The following is a 24,232-nucleotide window of genomic DNA, read 5'->3' on the forward strand; positions in this document are numbered from 1 at the left end:
GCCCGGCGGTCACCTCAGCTGCTGAGCTGCTGCAGGGTCTCCCAGCCGATGACGAGGACGAAGGCGCTCACCACGAGCACGAAGAAGAGGCGGACGAAGCGGCTGCCGCGGGCGACCGCCACCCGCGCGCCGAGATAGCCGCCGACGATGTTGCAGGCGCCCATGACCAGCCCGACCTCCCACAGGACCGCCCCGGCCGGCACGAAGACCACCAGCGCGGCCAGGTTGGTGGCCAGGTTCGCGATCTTGGCCTTCGCGCTGGCCTCGAGGAAGCCATAGCCCAGGGCGCTGACCAGGGCGAAGACGAAGAACGACCCGGTGCCCGGGCCCAGCGCCCCGTCGTAGCTGCCGACGAGCAGACCGATCACGACCGCGACCGCGAGGTGCCGCTTGCCGACCCGGCCGAAGCGCAGCCGCTGCAGCTGGCCCATCGTGGGCCTGGCCAGCGTGTAGCCGCCGACCAGGAGCAGGACCGCCAGGAGGATCGGGTTGAACATCTCCTTGGAGAACAGGAACGCCACGCTGGCCCCGCCCAGGCTGCCGACGAAGGCGGCGACGGCCAGCGGCAGGGCGGTGCGCAGATCAGGCCTGACCCGGCGAAAGTAGGTGATCGAGCTCACCGTCGTGCCGCAGATCGACCCCAGCTTGTTCGTCGCCAGCAGCTGCACCGGGCTGGCGCCGGGCAGGCCGAGGAGCAGGGCGGGCAGCTGGATCAGGCCGCCGCCCCCGACGACCGCGTCGACGAAGCCCGCGGCCAGCCCGGCGAGGGCCAGGAGGACCAGGATGCCCGGTTCGATGCCCTCCACGCCTCAGACGCCCGGCCGGTATGCCGTCAGGCCCGGGACCGCGCGGCTGCGGCCTCGGCGACCGCCTGCTCGCCGCGGACCTCCGCCAGCACCTGGGTCACCGCCTCGTCGACGGCGACCTCCCGGCGCTCGCCGGTGCTGCGGTCCTTGATCTCCAGCAGCCCGTCGGCGAGCCCCCGGCCGATGACCACGATCGTGGGCACGCCCAGCAGCTCGGCGTCCTTGAACTTCACGCCCGGGCTGACCTTGGGCCGGTCGTCGTAGATGACCTCCAGACCGGCCTCCGTCAGCTGGGTGACCAGCCCTTCGGCATGCTCGAAGATGGCCTGGTCCTTGCCGGTGGCGACCACGTGCACGTCGGCCGGGGCCAGCGCGCGCGGCCAGGCGAGGCCGAGCTCGTCGTGGGTCGCCTCGGCGACCGCGGCGACGGCGCGCGAGACGCCGACACCGTAGGAGCCCATGGTGACCGTGACCAGCTTGCCGTTCTCGTCCAGCACCTTCAGGTCCAGCGCCTCGGCATACTTGCGGCCGAGCTGGAAGATGTGGCCCATCTCGATGCCGCGGGCCAGGGTCAGGGTGCCGGCGCCGTCCGGGCTGGGGTCGCCCTCGCGGAGCTCGGCGGCCTGGATGGTGCCGTCGGCGGTGAAGTCGCGGCCGTGGACCAGGTCGAAGACGTGCTTGCCGTGCTCGTCGGCACCGGTGACCCAGGCCGAACCCACCGCGATCGAGGGGTCGAGCAGGTACCGGATACCGCTGCCGCCCCGCTCGGTCGAGGCCTCCCCCAGCATCGCCGGGCCGATGTAGCCCTTGGTCAGCATCGGGTACGCCGCGAAGTCCTTCTCCTCGAAGGGTGCCCACTCGGCCGGTGCCACCTGCGCCTCCAGCCGCTTGGCGTCGACCTCCCGGTCGCCCGGCAGCCCGATGGCCAGCGGCTCGCGGGTGCCGTCGGGAGAGGTGAGCATGACGACGACGTTCTTGAGGGTGTCCGCCGCGGTCCAGGCACGGCCGTCGCTGCGGGGGTGGAGCGCGTTGGCCTGCGCGACCAGGGTCTCGATGGTCGGGCTGTCCGGGGTGTCCTCCACGTGCGCGCCCGGGGTCGCGTCGACGACCGCCCGGTCCACCGGCGGCGCCTGGGGCATCACGACCGCCTCGACGTTCGCGGCATACCCGGAGGCCTCGCAGCGCACGAAGGTGTCTTCCCCGACCGGGCTGACGGCGAGGAACTCCTCGCTGGCCGAGCCGCCCATCGCGCCGGAGTCGGCGTGCACGATGACGTAGTCGAACCCCAGCCGGTCGAAGATGCGGATGTAGGCCTCCCGGTGCCGCCGGTAGGCGGCCTCGAGCCCGGCGTCGTCGATGTCGAAGGAGTAGGCGTCCTTCATCACGAACTCGCGGCCGCGCAGCAGCCCGGCCCGCGGACGCGCCTCGTCGCGGTACTTGGTCTGGATCTGGTAGAGCGTCAGCGGCAGCTCCTTGTAGGAGCTGTACATGTCCTTCACCGCGAGGGTGAACATCTCCTCGTGGGTGGGCCCCAGCAGCATGTCCACGCCCTTGCGGTCCTGGAGCCGGAAGAGGTTCTCGCCGTACTCGGTCCAGCGGCCGGACGCCTCGTAGGGCTCACGCGGCAGCAGCGCCGGGAAGCTGAGCTCCTGCCCGCCGATCGCGTCCATCTCCTCGCGCACGATCGCCTCGACCCTGCGCAGCACCTTCAACCCCAGCGGGAGCCAGGTGTAGACGCCCGGGGCGGCACGCCGGATGTAGCCGGCGCGCACCAGGAGCTTGTGGCCGGGCAGCTCGGCGTCGGCCGGGTCCTCGCGCAGGGTCCGCAGGAACAGGTTCGACAGGCGCGTGATCCGCGACACGAGGGGGCACTCCTTCTACCGGGCGTGGTCCCGTGGCACGGGGCAGAGGCATGCAAGGGGTATGCAGTGTGCAGTGGTGCGTCTGCCGTGCCGCGGGGTGACCGTCGCAGCCTACCCGCCGACCAGTGCAGGCTCGACCGAGTTCCTGACCGCGATCCCAGCCGCGTTCTCGGGCGAGAGCTCAGCGGAGCTCGCCGACCCCCTCGAGCAGGCGGTCGACCTCTTCCTGCGTGGTGTAGGGCGCCATACCCACCCGCACGCCTCCGGCAGGGCCGAGCCCCAGCCGGTGGCTGCAGTCCCACGCGTAGAAGTGCGAGGCCGGGGCGTTGACCCCGCGGGCGGCGAGGTGGCGGTGCACGGCGGCCGGCTCCACTCCCTCGACGGTGAACAGCAGGGTCGGGGTGCGGTGCAGGGCGCGCGAGTGCACGCGGACCCCGTCGATGGCCGCCAGACCGTCCTCAGCGCGGACCCGCAGGGCGTCCTCGTGCGCCTCCATCGCGGCGAACGACGCCTCCAGCCGTGCGCGTCGGGTGCCGTCCGTGCCCGCCAGGCCCGCGACGAAGTCGACGGTGGCCGTGGCGCCGGCGAGCAGCTCGTAGGGCAGCGTGCCCATCTCGAACCGCTCCGGGACCGTTTCCGGCGAGGGCAGCAGCTTGTCCGGGCGCAGCTCCTCCAGCAGGTCGGGCCGGCCGGACATCACCCCGAGGTGCGGGCCGAAGAACTTGTAGGGCGAGCAGGAGAGCAGGTCCGCCCCCAGCTGTTCCCGGGAGACGGCGGCGTGGGCGGCCAGGTGCACGGCGTCCACGTGCACGAGGGCCCCGACGGCGTGCGCCGCGGAGATGATCCGGGGCAGGTCCGGACGGGTCCCGATGAGGTTGCTGGCGCCGGTCACCGCGACCATCCGGGTGCGCTCGGTCAGCACCGCCTCCACCGCGCTGGGCGGCAGCTCACCGGTCTCCGGGTCCACCTCGGCCCACCGCACGCCTGCCCCGACCGCCTCTGCCGCGATGACCCAGGGCCGGATGTTGGCGTCATGGTCGAGCGAGGTGACCACGACCTCGTCGCCGGGGCCCCAGTCCCGGGACCGGGCCAGCGTGCGGGCGAGGTCCATGGTCAGGGCCGTCATGCTGCGCCCGAAGATCACCGTCGCAGGGTCGGTGTCCAGCAGATCACCCGTCGCGGCGCGCGCCTCGTGCACGATCCTCTCGGCCCGCTGCTCCGCGGCGGTGACCGTGCCGCGGTTCGCGATCGAGCTGGTGAGGGTGGTGGCGATCGCCTCCGCCACCACCGAGGGGGTCTGGGAGCCACCGGGCCCGTCGAAGTGGGCGGTGCCGGACGCGAGGGCGGGGAACTGGGCCCGGACCGCGGCGACGTCGAGGGTGGGGTGCGGGGACGGCATCGTCATGACCGGAGACTAACGAGCCGTCCTGCCGACCTACCCTGGGCCTATGCGCCTGGACCTTGCTGACCTGCTGCCCGTCCACTGCCCGGACGGCGACGACCACGGGGACCTGCGCTCCTGGCGCGACGTCGAGCTGCCCGGCCTGGGCCGCTCCGCCGAGATCTACGCCTGGCTCCCGCCCGGCTACGAGGAGCGGCCCGACGAGCGCTACCCCGTGCTCTACCTGCACGACGGGCACAACCTCTTCCTGCGCTCCCGCACCTTCGAGGGCGCCTCGTGGCAGGTCGGCCAGGCGATGACCCGGCTGGCCGCCGACGGCATCCCCGCGATCGTCGTCGGCATCCCCTGCCATCCCGAGCAGCGCAGCGAGGAGTACACGCAGTACCCCCACCCCGAGCGGGGCGGGGGACGCGCCGCCGACTACGCCGCCTTCCTCGTCGAGCACCTCAAGCCCGCCGTGGACAGCGTCCTGCGCACCCTGTCCGGACCCGAGCACACGATCGTCGCGGGCAGCTCCCTGGGCGGCGTGGTCAGCGCCTACCTCTGGCTGGAGCACCAGGACGTCTTCGGCGCGGCCGGGCTCTTCTCGCCGGCCTTGTGGTGGCCGGGTGAGCGGGCGCTGACCGACCTGGAGGAGGCGCTGGCCGCCGGGCGGCTGAGCGGCCGCGTCCACCTCGACGCCGGTGGTCACGAGCAGCCCGACGAGCCGGACATCGAGCGCGCCTACGTCGAGGACGCCGAGCGTCTGGTCCGTGCCCTGCGCGGGTCCGACGTCCACGTCCGCTACGTCTACGACTCGACCGCCTACCACTTCGAGACGGCCTGGGCCGACCGCTTTCCCGCCGCCGCGGCCTGGCTCCTGCGGGGGTATGCCGCGTCTGCCCCGTTCTTCGCCGAGGCGGAGCAGGCGGGCGACGGCTGACCCCCGCCGGTGGACGCACCGGTTGGTCAGCTGCTGGCCGAGCAGGCCTGGGTGTAGTCCAGCTCGCCGAAGGTGCTGCCCTCGTAGAACTCGGTGGTGGAGTCGATGCCCAGCGGGGCGTCCGGGCTGGGGGTCCCGACGATGAGGCCGGGCACGGCCACGTCCTTGCCCTCGCCGCCGTAGGTGATGTTCTGCGCCATCCCCTGGAAGTCGGCCTCCAAGCCGTCGACCACGGAGCGCAGACCTGCGCGGGTGAGGTCGCCGCTGGCCACGGCCTCCTCCAGCAGCGCGTGCATCGGGTAGCTCATCACCCAGCCGATGACGTAGCCGCCGTTCTCCGGCTCGGCGCCGTCCAGGGAGTCCTTCATCGCCTGCACGCCGGGGCTGTCCCCGTTCCACTGCTGGGTCGGTGCCAGGTGGTTGAACAGGCCCTGCAGCGCCGGGGCTGCGGGGCTCTCCAGCAGGGCCGGGTTCCAGGTGGGCAGGGAGCCCAGGAACCGCCCGGTGAAGCCGGAGGCGGCCAGCTTGCCGACGATCTCGGCGTTCTCCGCCGGGCCCACGGCGAGGAGCACCACGTCCGGCCCGGCCTGCAGGACCGCGGAGACGACCGCGTCCTGACCGCCCGTGACCTGGTTCGGGCCGGTCGGCACGACAGTCACCTCGGCGCCGTTGGCCTCTGCCCACAGCTGCGCGCCCGCCGCCGAGTCTCCGCCGTAGTCACCGGGGTAGCCGACCGCGGCGATGCTGGCCGGCTGGCTGTGGTTCTCGGTGAACCAGTCCAGCCCGACGACGGCCTCCACGCAGTAGGAGTAGCCGGTCTCCAGGATCAGGCCCTTGTCGTTCTCGGTGAAGTTGTACCCGGACCACCACGAGGCCGGGACGGCGACGATGTCGTTGGCGTCCATGTCGTCCAGCACGGCCTCGGTGTTCACCGTGCCCAGGCTCTGCGCCAGGGCCAGCACGTTGTCCGCGATCGCGTTGTACTGGGCGGCGTGCTCGGCCGGCTGGTACTTGGTATCGCGGGTGTAGGTGTCGATGTCGACGTCGAAGCCGCCGACGCCACCGGCCTCGTTGACCTGCTGCCAGTAGTTGCGCTGCGCGTCCGTGATCGGGACGGCGAGCGCCGCGAACGGGCCCTCGGTGAGGTCGGAGAGGATGCCCAGGTAGATGCAGCCGTTGTCCGGGTTGACGGCGTCGGGGCAGGCGTCCTCGGTGACGCCCTGGTCGAAGGTGACCTCACCGGCCACGGCCCCGTCGTCGGTGTCGTCGGCGTCGTCGGTCTCACCCGCCGCGTCACCGTCCGTCTCGCCCGCCGTGTCATCGGTGGTGTCGTCGCTGTCGGCAGTGGTGTCGGCAGTGGTGTCGGCTGTGGTGTCGGCGGTGGTGTCGTCGGCCGCCTGGTCGGCGGCGGTGGGCTCGTCGTCCTCGACGACGGTGCACCCGGCGAAGGCGAGCAGGCCCGCAGCGGTGAGTGCCGTGAGCCGTCGGGCTCGGGGCGGGGTGGTCGGACCGTGAGGCTTGGGGTGGGACATGGGCGTTCTCCTTTGTGCGGTGGGTGGGTCGGGTCAGACGTTCCTCGTGGTGCTCGGGTAGGGGGTCGGGTATGGGGTCGGGTATGCGGACCGGTAGGCGGACGGGTGACGTGACGGGTAGGGGGTCAGTAGCTGAAGGGCCAGGTTCTGAAGTAGGTGCGGACGCGGTGCCAGAGGCCGAAGAGCCCGCGTGGTTCCAGGACCATGAAGAGGACGATCATCGTGCCGAAGAGGATCGACTGGAGCTGGAAGACGTTGATGAGGCCGCCGCTGCCGGTGGAGATGAAGGGGAGCCAGTGGGCGGCCCACTCCAGCACGCGGGGCAGCAGGACGACGAAGGCAGCACCGAGGAGCGTGCCGGTCACCGTGGCGACGCCGCCGATGACCACGATGGCCAGCAGGTTGATGGCCATCAGGATGTTCCACTGCTCCGGTGCGACCCGGCCGATGAGCATGGACAGCAGCGCGCCGCCGATCCCGGCGTAGGCGGAGGAGAGGACGAACGCCAGGGTCTTGGCGCGCAGCAGGTTCACGCCCATCACCTCCGCCGCGACGTCCCGGTCGCGGACGGCGGAGAAGGCGCGCCCGGTGCGCGTGCGGGCCAGGTTGCGTGCCGCTACCCCGAGCGCGACCAGGAGCACCAGGCAGACGAGGTAAAGCGACACGTGCGGGGTCAGGTGGACCGGGCCGACGGCATACGTCTGGGTCAGGTCGTTGCCGAACAGGACGGGCCGGGCGCCCGCGCGGCCCACGCCGGAGCCGCCCGTCAGCGCGGCCCACTGCTTGAACAGCTGCTCCCCCAGCATGAGCAGGCCCAGCGTGAGCACCGCGAGGTAGAGCCCGCGCACCCGGGTGGCCAGGGGCGCGACCACCAGGCCGACCAGGGCCGGCACCAGCGCCGCACCGAGCAGGGCAAGCGCCAGGTCGAGCTCGTAGCCGAGGACCGTGCTGCCCGGGCTGCCGCCGATGACGGCGGCGGTGTAGGCACCCAGGGCCATGAAGAAGGGGTGGCCCAGCGAGATCTGCCCGGCGTAGCCGGTGAGCAGGTTGAGCCCGATGCCGGCGATCGCCATCGCGATCGCGGTCGAGACGAGGTGGGTCAGGTCGCGGCTGAGCACGAACGGTGCCAGGACCGCGACGGCGAGCGCGGCCAGGGTCCACCAGCGTTTGGCGGGGGTGTTGAGCAACGCCTGGTCGGCGGCGTACCGGGTGTAGAGCCGCGGCCGACCGCGCCGGGTCGACCGGTCGACCGTGCCGGACACCCCCCGAGGCGCCAACGTCTCCGAGACCCCGGACAGACCCTTCATACCCGGATCACCTCCTGTGTGCCGAAGAGCCCGTAGGGCCGCACGAGCAGGACCAGGATCATCACCACGTAGGGGACGACGTTCTCGAAGTTGGGGCCCAGCCACGGCGCATGGATCGGCTGCAGGGCCGCGGTGATCGAGGAGACCACCCCGATGATCAGCCCGCCGACCACCGCACCCTTGAACGAGTCGATCCCGCCGAGGATCAGCGCCGGCAGCGCGACCAGGGCGAACAGCGCGTCGTTGGCCTGGACGACCGAGCCCCCGGAGGCCAGCAGCACCCCGGCCAGGGCGGCGAGCGCCCCGCCGATGGCCCAGGACAGGGAGAACATCCGGCCGACCTCGACGCCCTGGGCGAGCGCGGCCTCCTGGTCCATCGAGGTGGCCCGCATGGCCAGCCCGACGCGGGAGCGGGAGAGCCACAGACCCAGCAGCCCGAGGACCACCATGGACACCACGAACCGGCCGATGGTGAAGTCGTAGACGGGCAGGGCGCACTGCACGCCTTCTGCGTCCTGCAGCAGGCAGCGGCGTGTCAGCTGCCAGGGGTCGTTGACGGTGCGGGCCCGGGCGGCGAAGAGCCGGAAGGCGACGATGAGCAGGATCGTGAAGAGCCCGACGGTGACCAGGGAGGTCGCGAAGACGGGCCGGCCGATCATCGGCCGGATCGCCACCCGCTCCGCGGCGACCGCCACCACGGCCACCAGGAGCATGCCGACGAGCGCCGAGAGCCAGAACGGCCAGGCCAGGTTGGTGGTCAGCACCGCCGTGAAGAAGGTGCCAAGGATGAGCAGCCCGGGCTGGGCGAAGTTCAGCACGCCCGTGGCGCGGAAGATGATGACGAAGCTCACCGCGATCAGCGCGTAGACCGCGCCGTTGCCGAGCCCGGCGAGGGTAGCCGTGGCCAGGGTCATCGTCACGGTCATCGCCTAGCCCTGCCTTCCCAGGTCTCGGCCGGCATACTCGCTGCCGCCCCCGTACATGTCCTCGACCAGCTGCGGGACGGTGTCCGCGAACGCCTGCCGCTTCAGCTTCTGGGTCGCGGTCAGCTCGCCGTCCTCGTGGTCCAGCTCCTTGTGCAGCATGCGGAACTTGCGGACCGACTCCACCCGGGCGAACCTGCGGTTGGTCTGCGTGACCACGTCGGCGATCAGCTCCACGGTCTCCGGCTTGGTCGCCAGGTCGCGGTAGGTGGTGTACTCGATGCGGCGTCGGGAGGCCCAGTCGGCGACGGTGTCGTACTCGATCCCGATGAGCGCGGTCAGGTAGGGGCGGCGGTCACCGATGATGACCGCCTCCTTGACGTAGGGCGAGGCCTTGAGCGAGTTCTCGATCTCGCTGGGTGAGATGTTCTTGCCGCCGGCGGTGATGATGATGTCCTTGAGCCGGTCCACGATCCGCAGGTAGTCACCCTCGACCCACTCCCCCACGTCGCCGGTATGCAGCCACCCGTCGGCGTCGACCGCCTCGGCCGTCGCCTCGGGCCGGTCCCAGTAGCCGGCGAAGGTGCCGGCGTGGCGGGTCAGCACCTCGCCGGTCTGCTCGTCCAGCCGCAGCTCGATGCCCGGCTGCGCCTGGCCGACCGTGCCGATCCGGGCCCGGCCGGGGTAGTTGGTGGTGGCGACCGCGGTGTTCTCGGTCATCCCGTAGGCCTCGTGGATCACCACGCCCAGCCCGAGGAACCAGGTCAGGACCTCCGGGCTGATGGGGGCCGCGCCGGACAGGGCGTGCCGGACCTTGGCGAGCCCCAGGTGGCGGCGCAGCTTGCGGTAGGCCAGCAGCCAGGCGAGCAGGGCGAGCAGGCGGGACAGCGGCGACAGGTGTCCGCCGTCCCGAAGGCGCTGCTGCGCCACGGTGCGCCCGAGACGGTCGGCCACGGCATACGCGGCCCGTTTGACGGGGGTGGCGTTGGCGGTCCTGATCGCCACCCCGGCCTGGATCTTCTCCCAGATGCGGGGCACCGCGAAGAGCACTGTCGGCTGCACCTCGGCCAGGTCGGCGGTGACCGTGTCGATGGACTCGGCGAAGTGCACCACGGTGCGGTTGCGCACCCCCGACCAGGTGCTCACCGCGCGCTCGACCACGTGCGAGAGCGGCAGGTAGGACACCAGCACGTCCTGCCGGGTCAGCCCCTGGTCGCCGAACATGCCCGGCGCGTGGGCGAAGGTGTCGGCCGCGAAAGCGATGTTGCGGGCGGTGAGCATCGCTCCCTTGGGCGGACCGGTGGTGCCGGAGGTGTAGATCAGCGTGACCAGGTCCTCGGGGGTGCGGCCGGCGTCGTGGGTGGCCAGCAGGTCGGGCTGCTCGGCGCGCAGGGCCTCGCCGAGGCGGACCATCTCGTCCACGGAGAGGAGCCGGGCGTCGTCCAGGTCGCCCAGGCCGCGACCGTCCAGGTAGACGACGCGCTCGAGGGTCGGCACCTCGTCGATGACCTCCATCGCCTTGTCGACCTGCTCCTGGTCCTCCGCGATGAGGACCTTGGCCCCGCTGTCGGCGAGCAGATAGCGGACCTCGGCCACCGGGTTGGTCGGGTAGAAGCCGACGATGACCGCCCGCAGGTGGTTGCTGCCCAGGTCGGCGTAGAGCCACTCCGGACGGTTCTCGGACTGGATGGCGACCCGGTCCCCCGGGCCGACGCCGAGCGCGGCCAGCCCGTAGGCCACCTTCTCCACCCGCTCCGCGTAGTCGGCCCAGGTGATGTCCTGCCACAGGCCGTCGCGCTTCTCCCGCAGGGCCACCCGGTCCGGCTGCTCCGCGGCCGCGGCCGCGAGGAGCCGAGGCAGGTAGGTCACCTCGTTCACGACGGCCTCCCCGCGGCCCGGTCCTCGGCCTGACCCTCGGCACATCCGCGAGCCCGGCCCTCGGCTCGGCGCTCGGTGCGGCCTGCGTCGTCGATGACGTCCTGCACCTCGTCCAGCACCTCCTGCGAGGCCCCGCCCAGGTAGGCGCGGATCACCTCGGGGTCCTGCTGGACCTGTTCCGGGGTGCCCTGGGCGATCGCCACCCCGAAGTCGAGCACCAGCACCCGGTCGGCGAGGTCCATGACCAGCCGCATGTCGTGCTCGACCATGATCATCGCCAGCCCGAGCTCACCGCGGATGTCGAGGATGAACCTGGCCATGTCCTCGGTCTCCTCGGCGTTCATCCCGGCCACGGGCTCGTCGAGCAGCAGCAGGTCCGGCTCCATCGCCAGGGCCCGGCCCAGCTCGATCCGCTTGCGGATCCCGTAGGGCAGGATCCCGACCGGCATGTGCCGGACCGCGGCCAGGTCGAGGAAGTCGATGATGTGCTCGACCGCCAGCCGCGCGGCATACTCCTCCGTGCGCACCCCCGGGAGCCACAGCATCGCCTGCCACCACGGCCGGGTGAGCCCCTGGTGGCGGCCCATGAGCAGGTTGTCCAGCACGGTGAGGTTGTCGAAGAGCTCGATGTTCTGGAAGGTCCGCGCGACCCCGAGGCCGGCGATGGCGTCGGGGCGCCGACCCAGCAGCGACTCACCGCGCAGGAGGATGTCGCCACCGTCGGGCCGGTAGACCCCGGAGATGCAGTTGAAGGTGGAGGTCTTGCCGGCGCCGTTGGGCCCGATGACGGCGAACAGCTCGCGCTCGGCGACCTCGAAGGAGACCCCGTCGAGGGCGGTGTGCCCGCCGAAGCGGAGGCTGACGTCGTGCACGGCCAGCAGCGGGGTGCCCTGACCTGAGCTCTGCAGGGCGCTCACGACAGCCACCGCTTGCGGCGCTTGTAGTGCTTGACGTCGCGCAGCGAGGCGGTCTGCCCCAGGCCCAGGTAGAACTCCTGGATGTCCTCGTCGGCGCGCAGCGTGTCGGCGGGCGCGTCCATCACCGTGATGCCGTTCTCCATCACGTAACCGTGATGGGCGATCGACAGCGCCATCGCCGCGTTCTGCTCGATGAGCAGCACCCCGGTGCCGGCGGCGTTGATGTCGACGATGAGGTCGCGGATCTGCTCGACCAGCTTGGGCGCCAGGCCGAGGCTCGGCTCGTCCAGCAGCAGGAAGCGCGGCTGCGCCATCAGCGCCCGGCCGATCGCCAGCATCTGCTGCTCGCCGCCGGAGAGGTAGCCGGCCCTGGCGCCGCGCCGGTCCGCGAGGACGGGGAACATCGCGAAGATGCGCTCCAGGTTCGCCGTCACGTCGGCCGTGGAGCCGGTGTGACCCCCGATCCGGAGGTTCTCCTCCACGGTGAACTCCACGAACACCCGGCGGCCCTCCATCACCTGGGAGACGCCGGCCCTGACCACCGAGGCGGCGCGGCGGGTGTCGAGCGGAGTGCCGTCGAGGGTGACCTGACCGCGGGTGATCTTGCCGCGGTGCACGTCCAGCAGCCCGGTCATCGCGCGCAGCAGCGTGGTCTTGCCCGCACCGTTGGCACCGAGCACCGCGACGATACGGTCCGGAGCCACGGCCAGGCTCGCCCCGCGCAGGGACCGCAGGACACCCTCGTAGACCACCTCGAGGTTGTGCACGGCGAGCATCAGGTCGGACCTCACGTCTTCGTCAAGGTTCGGGGGGAACGGCAGTCGGCGAGGGCGCCGTCGGGATGACCAGTCGGATGAGCAGTCGGATGAGCAGTCGGGTAGGCACTGGGGTGGCAGGGAGAACAGCGATGCCCGAGGACCACCGTTGGTCCTGGGCGAACGAGACGACATCCACGGGAAAGCAGTGACCGAAACGTAGCGGTCACCGCCCCATTGCGGCATAGATCACACCGGATCGTTACCGACCGGTGACCTTGCCCGTGATGGGGTGGAGCCCATGAGCACCGATGTGGACCCGTGGATCTGGCTGGAGGACGTCGAGGGTGACCGGGCGATGGGGTGGGTCCGCGAGCGCAGCGCCGCGGCTGAGGAGGCGCTCACCGGGCACCCTCTCTACCCGGACCTGCACGCCGGGATCCAGGACGCCTTGGAGGCACCGGACCGCATCCCGCTGGTCGGGCAGGCCGGCGAGCACCTCTACGGCTTCTGGACCGACGCAGAGCACCCGCGCGGGGTATGGCGTCGCACCAGCTGGGCGTCCTACCGCACCGAGGAGCCGCAGTGGGAGGTGCTGGTCGACGTGGACGCCCTCGCCCGGGAGGAGGACGTGCCCTGGGTGTGGCAGGGGGCCCAGCTGCTGCGGCCGCAGATGGACCGGGCACTGGTGCACCTGTCCCGGGGCGGGGCCGACGCCGGCACCACCCGGGAGCTGGACCTGACCACCGGGCGGTGGGTGTCCGCCCCCGAGGGTTTCGCCAAGCCCGAGGCCAAGGGCCGGCTGGTCTGGCGTGACCGCGACCACGTCTACCTCACCACCGCCGACGACCCCACCGGCGCGACCCGGTCCGGCTACCCGCGCACGGTGCGCCTCTGGCGCCGTGGCACGCCGCTCGCGGACGCGGCCGTGGTGCACACCATTCCCGAGGAGGACCTCGGGCTCTTCGTCGGCCACGACCAGCGCAGCGGCCGGACCGTGCTGCACCGCGGGCTGGCCTTCTACCGTGGCCAGACCCTGGTCCTGGACGACGCGAGCGAGCAGATCGAGGACGGGCAGGGCGAGGACGGCCAGGGCGAGGACAGCCAGGGCGAGGACAGCCAGGGTGGGGACGGTCGGGGCTCAGCCGCTCAGGGCGAGTCCCCAACGGGGCGGCCGGGGACAGTCCGGGCCCTCGACCTCCCCGTGACGGCGGAGGTCGACGTCCACCGCGACCACGTCGCCGTGCGGCTGCGGCACCCGTGGTCGCCGACGTCGGCGTCCTCGCCGTCCTCGCCGACGTCGTCGTCCCCCTCCCCCGACGGTCCCGAGCACCCAGCCGGCAGCCTGCTCGTCGCGCCGCTGTCCGCAGTGCTCGAGGACCCGGCGACGGCGGGATGGACCGCGGTGTTCACCCCGGACGACCGCTCCGCGCTGGTCGACCTCACCTGGACCAAGGACCGGCTGGTGACGACCGAGCTGGTGGACGTGCGGCATACCGTGCGCGTCCACGAGCGGGAGCCGGACGGCACCGGCTGGGTGAGCCGTGACCTGACCGAACTGCTCGACGTGGGCCTGCGCACGGTGAGCGTCTCGGCGGTCGACGACGACGAGAACGACGACCTGTGGCTGGTCACGACCGGCTTCCTCGACCCGATGACACTGTCCGTCGCCCGGCTCACCGACGGCGACAGCAACACTGTCGACGTCGAGACCCTGAAGGCGGCGCCGGCGCGGTTCGAGGCCGAGGGCCTGGTGGTCACCCAGCAGTGGGCCGTCTCGGCCGACGGCACCCGCGTCCCCTACTGGCAGGTCGGGCCGGCCGACCTGCCGATGGACGGCTCCACCCCCACCGCGGTCCATGGCTACGGCGGTTTCGAGCAGGCCCTGACCCCTGCCTACGACCCGATCGTCGGCCGTTCCTGGCTCGCGCACCGGCACGTCCACGTGGTCGCCGGCATCCGCGGAGGCGGTGAGTTCGGGCCGCGGTGGCACCAGGCTGCGCTGCAGGAGGAGCGGCACCGGGCCTATGAGGACTTCGTCGCCGTGGCACGCGACCTGGTCGCCCGGGGCGTGACCTCGGTGGCCCGCCTGGGCTGCACCGGCCGGTCCAACGGTGGCCTGCTGGTCGGCAACATGATCACCGGCTACCCCGAGGACTTCGCGGCCGTCGTCTGCCAGGTGCCGCTGCTGGACATGCAGCGCTACCACCTGCTGCTCGCCGGGGCCTCGTGGATGGCCGAGTACGGCGACCCGGACGACCCCGAGCAGTGGGCCTCCCTGCAGACCTTCTCCCCCTACCAGCGCTTCGACCCCGACCGCCCCACGCCGGCGGTCTACCTGGCCACCTCCACGCGCGACGACCGCGTGCACCCGGGGCATGCCCGCAAGATGGCGGCGCTGCTGACCGAGCACGACCGGGACGTCACCTACTGGGAGAACACCGAGGGCGGCCACGGCGGCGCCTCGACCCCCGAGCAGTGGGCCACCTGGCACGCGCTGGCCTGGGCGTTCCTGCACCACCGGCTGACCTGACGGCACCAGCGGTCACGCCAGCCCCACCTGCAGCCCACTGGTCATGCGTGAGCCGGGAAGAACCGGCTCACGCATGACGAGGCGGCTCAGGGTGTGCTCAGGGTGTGGCTGCTGCGAGCGGTGCAGCTAGAGCAGGACGGTGGCGAAGGTGCCGGTCTGCTCCATACCGACCCGCCGGTAGGTGGCGACCGCGCGCTCGTTGAAGTCGTTGACGTAGAGGGTCACCACCGGCGCGACGTGGGCGATGGTGTGCTCGACCACGGCCGCCATCGCCGGGGCCGCCAGCCCCTCTCCCCGCCGGTCCGGGTGCACCCAGACGCCCTGCACCTGGGCCACGCCGAGGGCGACGGAGCCGAGGTCGGCCTTGAAGACGACCTGGCCGTCCTCGACGCGGACGAGGGAGTGGCCCTGCTCGACCAGGGCGGCCACGCCTCGGCGGTATGCCGTGCCGTTGCCGCGGTAAGGGGGGTAGCCGATCTCCTCGGTGAACATCGCTGCCGCCGCGGGCACCAGCAGGTCCAGGTCGTCCATCGTCGCCACCCGCACGGCCGGGTCCACGGGCATGCCCGCCGTCGAGGGCGGGATCCTGGTGGTCATCACCAGCTGCCTGGCCCGCACCTCCCGCGGCTGGCCCCAGTGCCGCTCGAGCCGGCCCCACAGGTCCAGCACCTGGTCGGCCGGGCCGAAGACCGAGCTGGCGGTCGCCCGGCGCTTGACCACCTTGGCCGCCAGCGCCCCCATCGCCTTGGGGCTCGCCTGGACCGGCACCACGTTGGCCGAGCACCACACCAGCGCCTGGTCCTCCCCGGAGGTGTAGGCGAAGAGCGGGCCGCGGGTGCCGACCAGACCGGACTCCAGGATCCGCGCGGCCACGAAGACGTTGTTGACGGGGTCCTGCGCACAGATCTCCAGGGCGCGCTCGACGTCTGCCGGCCCGTAGGCCCGCACCGGACCCAGGCTGCGCAGCATGTGCCCAGCCTGCCGCACCCCCCGCACCGCGGCCACACCGGGACGCCCCACCAGCGCAGGCTCTGGGGTGGCGCCGCCGACAGCCCCTGCTCTCGCGCGTCAGCCGTGCATGCACAAGGATGTGGGCAGCGAGAGGAAGGGGTGGCCATGCAGCCACGCGCGCTGACCGGCCGCAGCCGGGACGAGGCCCTGCGCATCCTGCGGGAGAGCGCGGCGGGCGGCGAGCCGGTCGACGTGCTCGTCGTCGGCGGCGGGGTGACCGGCGCGGGGGTCGCGCTCGACGCCACGACGCGGGGCCTGACCACCGTGCTGGTCGAGGCGGAGGACTGGGGCGCGGGCACCTCGCAGTGGTCCACCAAGCTGGTGCACGGGGGCTTGCGCTACCTGCAGATGCTCGACTTCAAGCTGGTGCACGAGGCGCTGACCGAGCGCGGCCTGCTGCTCAACACGCTGGCCCCGCACCTGGTCAAGCCGATGCCCTTTCTCATCCCGCTGGAACACCGGCTGTGGCAGCGCGCCTACTACGGGGCCGGTGTCACCCTCTACGACGTGCTGGCCAACCTCATGCCGGGCCGGCGGGCCCTGCCCATCCACCAGCACCGCACCCGCGCGGGGCTGCAGCGCGAGTTCCCGGCCCTGCGCCACCGCACCGCGATCGGGGCGGTGAAGTACTGGGACGCCACCGTCGACGACGCCCGCCTGGTCGCCACGCTCGTGCGCACCGCCCACTCCTACGGTGCCCACCCCGCCAGCCGGACCCGCGTGACCGAGCTGGTCAAGGACGAGGACGGCCGGGTCGTGGGCGCCCGGCTGCTGGACCGGGAGTCGGGCGAGGAGCTGGAGTGCCGCGCCCGGCACGTCGTGGCCGCCGCCGGCGTCTGGACCGACGACGTCCCGAAGCTCGCGGACGTCGAGGGCGGGCTGCGGGTGCTGGCCTCCAAGGGTGTCCATCTCGTCGTGCCGAGGGAGAAGATCGACGGCTCCAGCGGGCTGTTCCTGCAGACGGAGCGCTCGGTGCTCTTCTTCATCCCCTGGGCCCGGTACTGGATCATCGGCACGACCGACACCCCGTGGGGTCTGGACCGCCGCAACCCCGTGGCCACCGCCGCCGACGTCGACTACCTGCTCGAGCAGGCGAACGCCGTGCTGACCACCCGGCTCACCCGGGACGACCTGGTCGGCTGGTATGCCGGGCTGCGTCCGCTGCTGCAGCCGGGCACCAGGGAGGGGACGGACTCGGCGAAGGTGAGCCGGGAGCACACGGTGGCCAGCCCGGCGCCGGGCCTCACCGTCATCGGCGGCGGCAAGCTGACCACCTACCGCGTCATGGCCAAGGACGCCGTGGACTTCGCGCTGGCCGACGAGCCCGGGGCGCTGGGCAGCATCACCGACCAGATCCCGCTGGTGGGAGCCGTCGGGGAGACGGCGATGCGCCGCCGCATGCCTGCGCTGCGACGCCAGTTCGGCTGGAGCGAGCAGCTGACCGACCACCTGCTGCACCGCTACGGCTCGCTGATCGAGGAGCTGCTCGAGCTCATCGAGGAAGACCCCTCGCTCGCCCGCCCGCTGCAGCACGCCCCGGCCTACCTGCGGGCCGAGATCGCCTACGCCTGCATCAGCGAGGGGGTCCTGCACCTGGAGGACCTGCTCATGCGGCGCACCCGGCTCGTCTACGAGGCACCCGACCAGGGCCGTTCCGCCGTGCCGGAGATCGCCGAGATCGCGGAGCAGTGGCTGGGGTGGGACCACGACCGTCTCGCGCACGAGATCGAGGCCTACACGGGGTGGGTCCGCGGTGTGTGCGCCGCGGCCGAGGAGGACACCGACGAGGCCGCGCTCGCGGCCTTCCACGCCGAGCAGGGCGCGGAGACGACGCAGAGCAGACGGTGAGCAGCCGGCAGTGAGCAGCCGGCAGTGACCAGCAGACCGTGACCAGCAGACCGTGACCAGCAGTGGGTGAGGAGCAGAGGGTGAGCGAGCAGTACGTCCTGGCCATCGACCAGGGGACCACCAGCACCCGGGCGATCGTCTTCGACCGACGGGGCCGGATCCGCTCCGTGGGCCAGCGGGAGCACGAGCAGATCTTCCCGCGGGCGGGCTGGGTCGAGCACGACCCCGTGGAGATCTGGGACAACACCCGGGAGGTGATCGGCCTGGCCCTGGGCCGGGCCAACGTCACGGGCGGCGGCCTGGCCGCGATCGGCATCACCAACCAGCGCGAGACCACCGTGGTCTGGGACCGCAGCACCGGGGAGCCGGTGCACCACGCGATCGTCTGGCAGGACACGCGCACCTCCGACCTGGTCGCCGAGCTGGGCGGGGAGCACGGGCCGGACCGGTTCAAGCCGGTCTGCGGGCTGCCGCTCGCCACCTACTTCGCCGGGCCGAAGGCCCGCTGGATCCTGGACCACGTCGAGGGTGCCCGGGAGCGGGCCGAGGCCGGCGAGCTGCTCTTCGGCACCATCGACTCCTGGCTGGTGTGGAACCTCACCGGCGGACCCGAGGGCGGCATCCACGTCACCGACGTCACCAACGCCTCCCGGACGATGCTCATGGACCTGCGCACCCTGTCCTGGTCGCCGGAGCTGTGCGAGGCGATCGGGGTCCCGCAGGCGATGCTGCCCGAGATCCGGTCCAGCTCGGAGGTCTACGGCCACAGCGACAAGCTGGACGTGCCCATCGCCGGGATGCTCGGCGACCAGCACGCCGCCACCTTCGGCCAGGCCTGCTTCGAGCGTGGGATGTCCAAGAACACCTACGGCACCGGCAACTTCATGCTGCTCAACACCGGCACGGAGATCGTGCCCAGCGAGAACGGCCTGATCACCACCGTCTGCTACCAGCTCGGCGACCAGGACCCGGTCTACGCCCTGGAGGGCTCGATCGCCGTCACCGGCTCGCTCGTGCAGTGGTTGCGGGACAACCTCGGTCTCATCTCCGACGCGGCCGAGGTCGAGGAGCTGGCCGCGCAGGTCGACGACAACGGTGGCTGCTACATCGTGCCCGCGTTCTCCGGGCTGTTCGCGCCCTACTGGCGCGACGACGCACGCGGCGCGGTGGTCGGGCTGACCCGCTACGTCAACAAGCACCACATCGCCCGCGCCGCCCTGGAGGCCACCGCCTACCAGACCCGTGAGGTCCTGGACGCGATGCGGGCCGACTCCGGCGTGCAGATCACCGAGCTGCGGGTCGACGGCGGCATGGTCGCCAACGAGCTGCTCATGCAGTTCCAGGCCGACCTCCTCGACCTGGACGTCGTGCGCCCCGAGGTGGTCGAGACCACGGCCCTCGGCGCGGCCTACGCCGCCGGGATCGCGGTCGGCTTCTGGGAGGGTCAGGAAGAGCTGACCGAGCACTGGTCCGTCGACCGTCGCTGGAGCCCGCAAATGCGCACGGAGGAGCGCGAGCGGCTCTACCGGACCTGGAAGAAGGCGGTCACCCGCACCTTCGCGTGGGTCGACGAGGACACCGCGGCGGTCGAGGAGGAGGTCGCCGAGCAGGCGGCGGCCGAGCAGCAGGACGCCGCCGGCTGACGACCTCCGGCCTACCCGGCCTCGACCAGCGCCTTGAGCCGGCGCAATCCCTTCTCCAGCTCCCGGCCGACGAGCCGGTCCATCGGCAGCACGCGCGCCAGCGTCCGCATCAACCCCGTGGGCACCCCGGTCACCGTCCAGGACACCACGCAGGCCCGCCCCCCGCTCTCCGGGTCGAGGTCGAAACGGAGGTGGTTCTCCGCCGGGAACGGCTCGTGGAAGTGCAGGTCCAGCTCGACCCGCGACCCCTGGTCGAGGGCGACCATCACGCTGCCGGCCCCCGAGTCCTTGTTCCCCGACCACGCGTAGCCGGCGCCGACCCCGCGGTCCGGTCCGGTGTAGCTGCGCTCCAGGTGGTGGTCGTCGTCGCTGCCCTCCCAGGGCGACCAGTCGGCCCAGCGGCGCAGCTCCGTCACGTGGGGGTGGACCGCGGCGGGCGGGGCCTCGATCCGGATCGTGCGGGAGACACGGTATGACGTGTACATGCGTGACACGCGCCTCATTCTCCCACCCCCAGCGACCGAGGATCAGCCCGCACGCGTCACTGGTCGAACCACTGCGGCTCGTCGGGGTCGGGCACGATGAGCTCGGGCCGGGACAGGTCCGTGTTGTCCACGATCCAGGTCGGCGCCCAGGTGCGGGCCTGGAGCCGGTAGAGCCGCTGCCCCTCGACATACCGGGCGTTGGAGGGGTGCTCGGGGTCGTCCTCCCCGGCCATCCGTCCCCGTTCCCGCCCCTGCCCCTGCCCCTGCCGCGCGTTGCCCCGCGCCACCGTGACCTCCAGCGGGGCGGTGACCAGGCAGGTCGCGTCCCACTCCCCCCGCAGCTCGGGGCGGCGCAGGAAGATGCCCTCCACCAGCAGGAGCGCATCCTCGGGCAGCTCGACAGGGTCCGGCTGCAGCCGCTGGTCGGTGTCGACGTCGTGGACCGCCGGGACGATCTCACGCCCGGCCCGGAAGGGACGCAGCACCTTGCTGCGGAGGGCCTCGTAGTCGTAGGAGTCGGCGTAGAAGGTCTCCCCGGTGCTCCCCCGGGCGTGCCGCACGACCCGTGGGTGGTGGAATCCGTCCACCGACACGGAGTGCACCGCGCGACCCGCCACGTGCGGCGCCAGGGCGACCAGCTCGCCCACGAGCCGGGTCTTGCCCACCCCGTCCGGCCCGTCGACGGCGATCACCGCCCGCTCCCCGGGGTGGACCGCGACCATGAGGGAGAGCAGGTCGACCAGCACCAGCTGGCGGACGGGCAGGAATCCGGCGCTCATCGGGCCAGGGTAGGCGCCTGCCCCGACCACTCCAGGTAGACCCCGTCCTCGAGCAGGGTCACGTCGGCCGGCGTCGGTTTCTCCACGAAGCCCATCGACCGGTAGAGGCTGCGGGCCCCCGTGTTGTCCGCACTCACGTCGAGCCACACCCGCCGGACCTCGGGGCTGGCGAGGGCGTGCTCCAGCAGCTGACGCAGCAGGAGTCGACCCAGGCCCTGGCCCCGCCCCTCCGGGGCGACGACCATGCGGCGGATCTCCACGGTGTCCGGTCGGGACAGCCCGGCCAGGATGCCGAAGGCCACCACCCGGTCGAGCCGGTCGACGAGCACCCAGTGCTCCATGTCGGGGTCGGTCAGGGCGCGCTCGTGCCAGTCCTGGCCACCCTGGCCGAGGAAGGGCTGCGTGTCCGGCTCCTGCTCGAAGGAGACCACCGCCTTCAGGTCGCCGTGGCGGGTACGGCGCAGGTGGCTGCCGACCACCGGACCGGACCGGTCGCGCGCGAGGGGGCGTGAGCCTCGGCGACGGCCCGAGTCGGCCACCCGCGGGGAGCTGACCACCAGCAGACGCAGCTCCTCGCGCCCGTCGTTACGCACCTGGTGCCTGGTGCCGGCCGGGACCTCCACCCCGCTGCCCTCCGTGACCCGCACCTCGCGCGGCCCCAGGACCATGGTCGCCTCCCCGGCCAGGACGTAGAAGAACTCCCGGGAACGTGCGTGCTGGTGCGGCCTCCCGCCGGCGCCAGGGGGCACGACCTCCTCGACGACACCGAGGTCGGTACGGTCCACCAGGTGGTAGGCGTCACAGACGTCGTCCCAGACGGAGTGCCGTGCCGTGCTGCGGCCGATCGGATCCGGGCTCATGTGCTGACGTTACCGGGCGGCATCCGCTCAGGCCGTGCTGCGCCATACCGGGCTCCGGCGTGCCGCTAGGGTTCCTCCGATGGGGCACGCTTCTTTCCGCCGACCACCGTCCTCGAGGCTCTCGCCGGCCGCGGCCGCAGCGGCGCTCGTGGCGGTGGGTGTGCTGGGTGTCCTCCCCGCGTGCAGCCAGACCTCAGCGAGCACGACGCCCGACCCCTCGACGGCCGGGACTGCGACCGATCCCGCTGCCGCCAGCGCGACGACGGACGCACCCACCACGAGCACGGCACCGCGCCCGGACGACCAGTGCCGCGAGACCGTGGACTCACTCACCCGCCCCACCCGGCTGACCGACAGCGGTCCGGGGTGCGACTACGCCGTCGAGGGGCGGCTCGACGTCTCCGCGGGCCTGGTCATCGAGGCTGGCACCGAGATCCGTTTCGCGCCCGACGCCCGGCTGCGGATCGGGCCGGAGGGCAGCATCGTCGCGCGCGGCACCGCGCAGGACCGGATCGTCCTGCGTGGCATGGCCGAGGGGCACGGGACCTGGGTGGGTCTGTGCTTCGACGGCAGCGGGGAGAGCGTGCTGGACCACGTCGACCTGCTGCACGCCGGGCGGCTCGAGACCAGCACGGCCGTCAGCCACCCCGGAGGGCCGGTCTGCCAGGCCGCCATCGGCCACGCGGTCAACCCGACCGAGCCGATCCACATCACCCACACCCGTGTCGTCGGGTCGGCCACCTCCGGGCTCGACGCCACCGAGCTGACCCTCGGTGAGTTCACCGGCAACGTCTTCGCGGACAACATGGAGTATGGCGTTCGCACGTCCGTCATCAACGCCACCCGGCTGGATCGCGGCAGCGACTACCTCGGCCAGGACTCCACGGAGACCTGGCCGGCCAACGGGCTGCCGTTCGTCTACCTCGGCGGCGAGGTCACCGACGGCCAGGAGCACCGGGTCCCTGACCTGGGGGTGCCGTACCGCAACGGCGGCGACGAGTACCCCTACCCGCGCAACATCTACGTCGACGGCGGCAGCACCCTGCGCATCGAGGCCGGCACGCAGATCTTCTTCGGGCAGGAGGGCGGGATCGACGCCTTCGCCGGCTCCAGGGTCGTGGCCGCCGGCACGGAGAGCACACCGGTGCTGCTCACCGGGGTCGAGGAGAACCCAGGGTCCTGGGACGGCCTGCACCTGACCGACTCCTCGCTGGACCTGGCTCACACCACCGTCGCGTATGCGGGCGCCGAGCGGGCGACCAGGATCGACAAGGGAGCTGTCGTCCTCGGCGGCACCGAGCCGCACGAGGTGGCGCTGACCCACGTGCTCATCCGGGACAGCCAGACGTGCGCGGTGCGCGGCAACGCCTACACCACGGGGAGGTTCGAGGCCGTCGACCTGCGGGACAACGCCGAGAACCTCTGCGGGTTGGGCGGCTAGCCCAGGCTGAGCGAGCTGCGTGCGGAGGCAGGGCGTCGTACCAGCGACGTCACAGCCGTGAGCTCTCAGCCGACGGTGACGCTGGGGCTGCCGGCCGGCTGACCGTCGACGGGCTCGCCCATCTCCTCGGCGATGCGCATGGCCTCCTCGATGAGGGTCTCGACGATCTGGCTCTCGGGGACGGTCTTGATGACCTCGCCCTTGACGAAGATCTGCCCCTTGCCGTTGCCGGAGGCGACGCCGAGGTCGGCCTCGCGGGCCTCGCCCGGGCCGTTGACCACGCAACCCATGACTGCCACGCGCAGCGGCACCTCCATGCCCTCGAGCCCGGCGGTGACCTCCTCGGCCAGGGTGTAGACGTCCACCTGGGCACGGCCGCAGGAGGGGCAGGAGACGATCTCCAGCTTGCGCGGCTTGAGGTTGAGGCTCTGCAGGATCTGGTTGCCGACCTTGATCTCCTCCACCGGCGGGGCGGAGAGCGAGACGCGGATCGTGTCGCCGATCCCCTTGGACAGCAGCGCACCGAAGGCGACCGAGGACTTGATCGTGCCCTGGAAGGCCGGCCCGGCCTCGGTCACGCCCAGGTGCAGCGGCCAGTCGCCACGCTCGGCGAGCAGCTCGTAGGCCTTGACCATGACGACCGGGTCGTTGTGCTTGACCGAGATCTTGAAGTCGTGGAAGTCGTGCTCCTCGAACAGGCTCGCCTCCCAGACCGCCGACTCGACGAGGGCCTCGGCGGTGGGCTTGCCGTACTTCGCCAGCAGCCGCTTGTCCAGCGAGCCGGCGTTGACGCCGATGCGCAACGAGACGCCGGCGTCCTTGGCCGCCCGGGCGATCTCCCCGACCTTGTCGTCGAACTTCTTGATGTTGCCGGGATTGACCCGGACCGCGGCGCAGCCCGCGTCGATCGCGGCGAAGACGTACTTGGGCTGGAAGTGGATGTCGGCGATGACCGGGATCTGCGACTTCCTGGCGATGATCGGCAGGGCGTCGGCGTCGTCCTGGGTCGGGCAGGCGACCCGGACGATGTCGCACCCGGTCGCGGTGAGCTCGGCGATCTGCTGCAGCGTGCCGTTGATGTCGGTCGTCTGCGTCGTGGTCATCGACTGGACCGAGATGGGGGCGTCACCACCGACCTCGACCTTGCCGACGCGGATCTTGCGGCTCTGCCGCCTCGGCGCCAGCACGGGCGGCGGGGCGGACGGCATACCGAGCGAGATGGGGACACCAGCAGTCATGCCGACCATTGTCGCACCCGGGTCTGGGTGCGACCTGCGGGAGCCGACCAGGGGTCGCCGCGCAGACCGTCGAGGTCGCGGAGGGCCGGG

General features: G+C 72.1%; 19 protein-coding genes. 5 read left to right on the forward strand and 14 right to left on the reverse strand.

Features of this window, described 5'->3' with window-relative positions; translation table 11 throughout:
• Positions 1–14: 14 nt before the first annotated feature.
• From ESZ52_RS12140 to ESZ52_RS12150, 3 genes are all read right to left on the reverse strand, one after another.
• Positions 15–806: a TSUP family transporter gene (locus ESZ52_RS12140; protein ID WP_131105158.1), complete on the reverse strand. Its 792-nt coding sequence runs from the start codon at positions 804–806 to the stop codon at positions 15–17.
• Between the two features lie 26 nt (positions 807–832).
• Positions 833–2,668: a proline--tRNA ligase gene (locus ESZ52_RS12145; RefSeq protein ID WP_238154535.1), complete on the reverse strand. Its 1,836-nt coding sequence runs from the start codon at positions 2,666–2,668 to the stop codon at positions 833–835.
• A 181-nt stretch (positions 2,669–2,849) separates the two neighbouring features.
• Positions 2,850–4,073 (reverse strand): cysteine desulfurase-like protein, encoded by a 1,224-nt coding sequence (locus ESZ52_RS12150; RefSeq protein WP_181009978.1) that lies wholly within the window; start codon positions 4,071–4,073, stop codon positions 2,850–2,852.
• A gap of 43 nt (positions 4,074–4,116) precedes the next feature.
• Here ESZ52_RS12150 and ESZ52_RS12155 point away from each other — a divergent pair, with 43 nt between their 5' ends.
• Positions 4,117–4,992 (forward strand): alpha/beta hydrolase, encoded by an 876-nt coding sequence (locus ESZ52_RS12155; protein ID WP_131105159.1) that lies wholly within the window; start codon positions 4,117–4,119, stop codon positions 4,990–4,992.
• 26 nt (positions 4,993–5,018) lie between these two features.
• On the opposite strand, the gene ESZ52_RS12160 is transcribed toward ESZ52_RS12155, so the two are convergent.
• The 6 genes from ESZ52_RS12160 to ESZ52_RS12185 all read right to left on the reverse strand — a co-directional run bounded on the left by ESZ52_RS12160 (position 5,019) and on the right by ESZ52_RS12185 (position 12,340).
• Positions 5,019–6,524: an ABC transporter substrate-binding protein gene (locus ESZ52_RS12160; RefSeq protein ID WP_181009977.1), complete on the reverse strand. Its 1,506-nt coding sequence runs from the start codon at positions 6,522–6,524 to the stop codon at positions 5,019–5,021.
• 125 nt (positions 6,525–6,649) lie between these two features.
• Positions 6,650–7,831: a branched-chain amino acid ABC transporter permease gene (locus ESZ52_RS12165; RefSeq protein ID WP_131105160.1), complete on the reverse strand. Its 1,182-nt coding sequence runs from the start codon at positions 7,829–7,831 to the stop codon at positions 6,650–6,652.
• Entirely contained in the window at positions 7,828–8,757 is a 930-nt protein-coding gene (locus tag ESZ52_RS12170; RefSeq protein ID WP_131105161.1) for a branched-chain amino acid ABC transporter permease, read from the reverse strand. Before ESZ52_RS12170 ends, ESZ52_RS12165 begins: the two co-directional genes overlap by 4 nt.
• Before the next feature lie 3 nt (positions 8,758–8,760).
• Complete coding sequence (locus ESZ52_RS12175; protein ID WP_202865333.1) at positions 8,761–10,632, reverse strand: AMP-dependent synthetase/ligase; 1,872 nt, start codon at positions 10,630–10,632, stop codon at positions 8,761–8,763.
• Entirely contained in the window at positions 10,629–11,549 is a 921-nt protein-coding gene (locus ESZ52_RS12180; protein ID WP_238154534.1) for an ABC transporter ATP-binding protein, read from the reverse strand. Before ESZ52_RS12180 ends, ESZ52_RS12175 begins: the two co-directional genes overlap by 4 nt.
• Positions 11,546–12,340 (reverse strand): ABC transporter ATP-binding protein, encoded by a 795-nt coding sequence (locus tag ESZ52_RS12185; protein WP_238154533.1) that lies wholly within the window; start codon positions 12,338–12,340, stop codon positions 11,546–11,548. Before ESZ52_RS12185 ends, ESZ52_RS12180 begins: the two co-directional genes overlap by 4 nt.
• Before the next feature lie 265 nt (positions 12,341–12,605).
• Here ESZ52_RS12185 and ESZ52_RS12190 point away from each other — a divergent pair, with 265 nt between their 5' ends.
• Positions 12,606–14,837, forward strand: coding sequence for a prolyl oligopeptidase family serine peptidase (locus tag ESZ52_RS12190; RefSeq protein WP_131105163.1), 2,232 nt, complete (start codon positions 12,606–12,608; stop codon positions 14,835–14,837).
• A 126-nt stretch (positions 14,838–14,963) separates the two neighbouring features.
• Here the strand turns inward: ESZ52_RS12190 and ESZ52_RS12195 are convergent, their stop codons facing one another.
• The gene (locus ESZ52_RS12195) at positions 14,964–15,806 is read right to left on the reverse strand and encodes a GNAT family N-acetyltransferase (RefSeq protein ID WP_131105164.1); all 843 of its coding nucleotides are present in this window, start codon (positions 15,804–15,806) and stop codon (positions 14,964–14,966) included.
• A gap of 147 nt (positions 15,807–15,953) precedes the next feature.
• On the opposite strand from ESZ52_RS12195, the gene ESZ52_RS12200 reads away from it, so the two are divergent.
• Both ESZ52_RS12200 and glpK read left to right on the forward strand, forming a co-directional pair.
• A complete protein-coding gene (locus ESZ52_RS12200) occupies positions 15,954–17,696 on the forward strand; it encodes a glycerol-3-phosphate dehydrogenase/oxidase (RefSeq protein WP_131105165.1) in 1,743 nt (580 codons plus the stop codon).
• Between the two features lie 80 nt (positions 17,697–17,776).
• The gene (gene glpK, locus ESZ52_RS12205) at positions 17,777–19,339 is read left to right on the forward strand and encodes a glycerol kinase GlpK (protein ID WP_131105166.1); all 1,563 of its coding nucleotides are present in this window, start codon (positions 17,777–17,779) and stop codon (positions 19,337–19,339) included.
• An 11-nt stretch (positions 19,340–19,350) separates the two neighbouring features.
• Here glpK and ESZ52_RS12210 read toward each other — a convergent pair whose 3' ends face one another.
• Genes ESZ52_RS12210 through ESZ52_RS12220 form a run of 3 tightly spaced genes read right to left on the reverse strand, consistent with a single transcriptional unit; the run spans position 19,351 to position 21,463 of the window.
• Positions 19,351–19,824 (reverse strand): SRPBCC family protein, encoded by a 474-nt coding sequence (locus ESZ52_RS12210; protein WP_131106612.1) that lies wholly within the window; start codon positions 19,822–19,824, stop codon positions 19,351–19,353.
• A gap of 56 nt (positions 19,825–19,880) precedes the next feature.
• A complete protein-coding gene (locus ESZ52_RS12215) occupies positions 19,881–20,603 on the reverse strand; it encodes a nucleoside/nucleotide kinase family protein (RefSeq protein ID WP_238154532.1) in 723 nt (240 codons plus the stop codon).
• Positions 20,600–21,463 carry a GNAT family N-acetyltransferase gene (locus ESZ52_RS12220; protein ID WP_131105167.1) on the reverse strand — a complete coding sequence of 288 codons (864 nt, stop codon included), beginning with the start codon at positions 21,461–21,463 and terminating at the stop codon, positions 20,600–20,602. The genes ESZ52_RS12215 and ESZ52_RS12220 overlap by 4 nt, the downstream gene beginning before the upstream one ends.
• Before the next feature lie 79 nt (positions 21,464–21,542).
• Between ESZ52_RS12220 and ESZ52_RS12225 the strand changes: the two genes are divergently transcribed.
• Positions 21,543–22,904 (forward strand): hypothetical protein, encoded by a 1,362-nt coding sequence (locus ESZ52_RS12225; RefSeq protein ID WP_131105168.1) that lies wholly within the window; start codon positions 21,543–21,545, stop codon positions 22,902–22,904.
• A gap of 65 nt (positions 22,905–22,969) precedes the next feature.
• Here ESZ52_RS12225 and ispG read toward each other — a convergent pair whose 3' ends face one another.
• Positions 22,970–24,142 carry a flavodoxin-dependent (E)-4-hydroxy-3-methylbut-2-enyl-diphosphate synthase gene (ispG, locus tag ESZ52_RS12230; RefSeq protein WP_131105169.1) on the reverse strand — a complete coding sequence of 391 codons (1,173 nt, stop codon included), beginning with the start codon at positions 24,140–24,142 and terminating at the stop codon, positions 22,970–22,972.
• Positions 24,143–24,232 lie beyond the last annotated feature (90 nt).

This window comes from Ornithinimicrobium sufpigmenti (assembly GCF_004322775.1).
Lineage (GTDB): Bacteria > Actinomycetota > Actinomycetes > Actinomycetales > Dermatophilaceae > Ornithinicoccus > Ornithinicoccus sufpigmenti.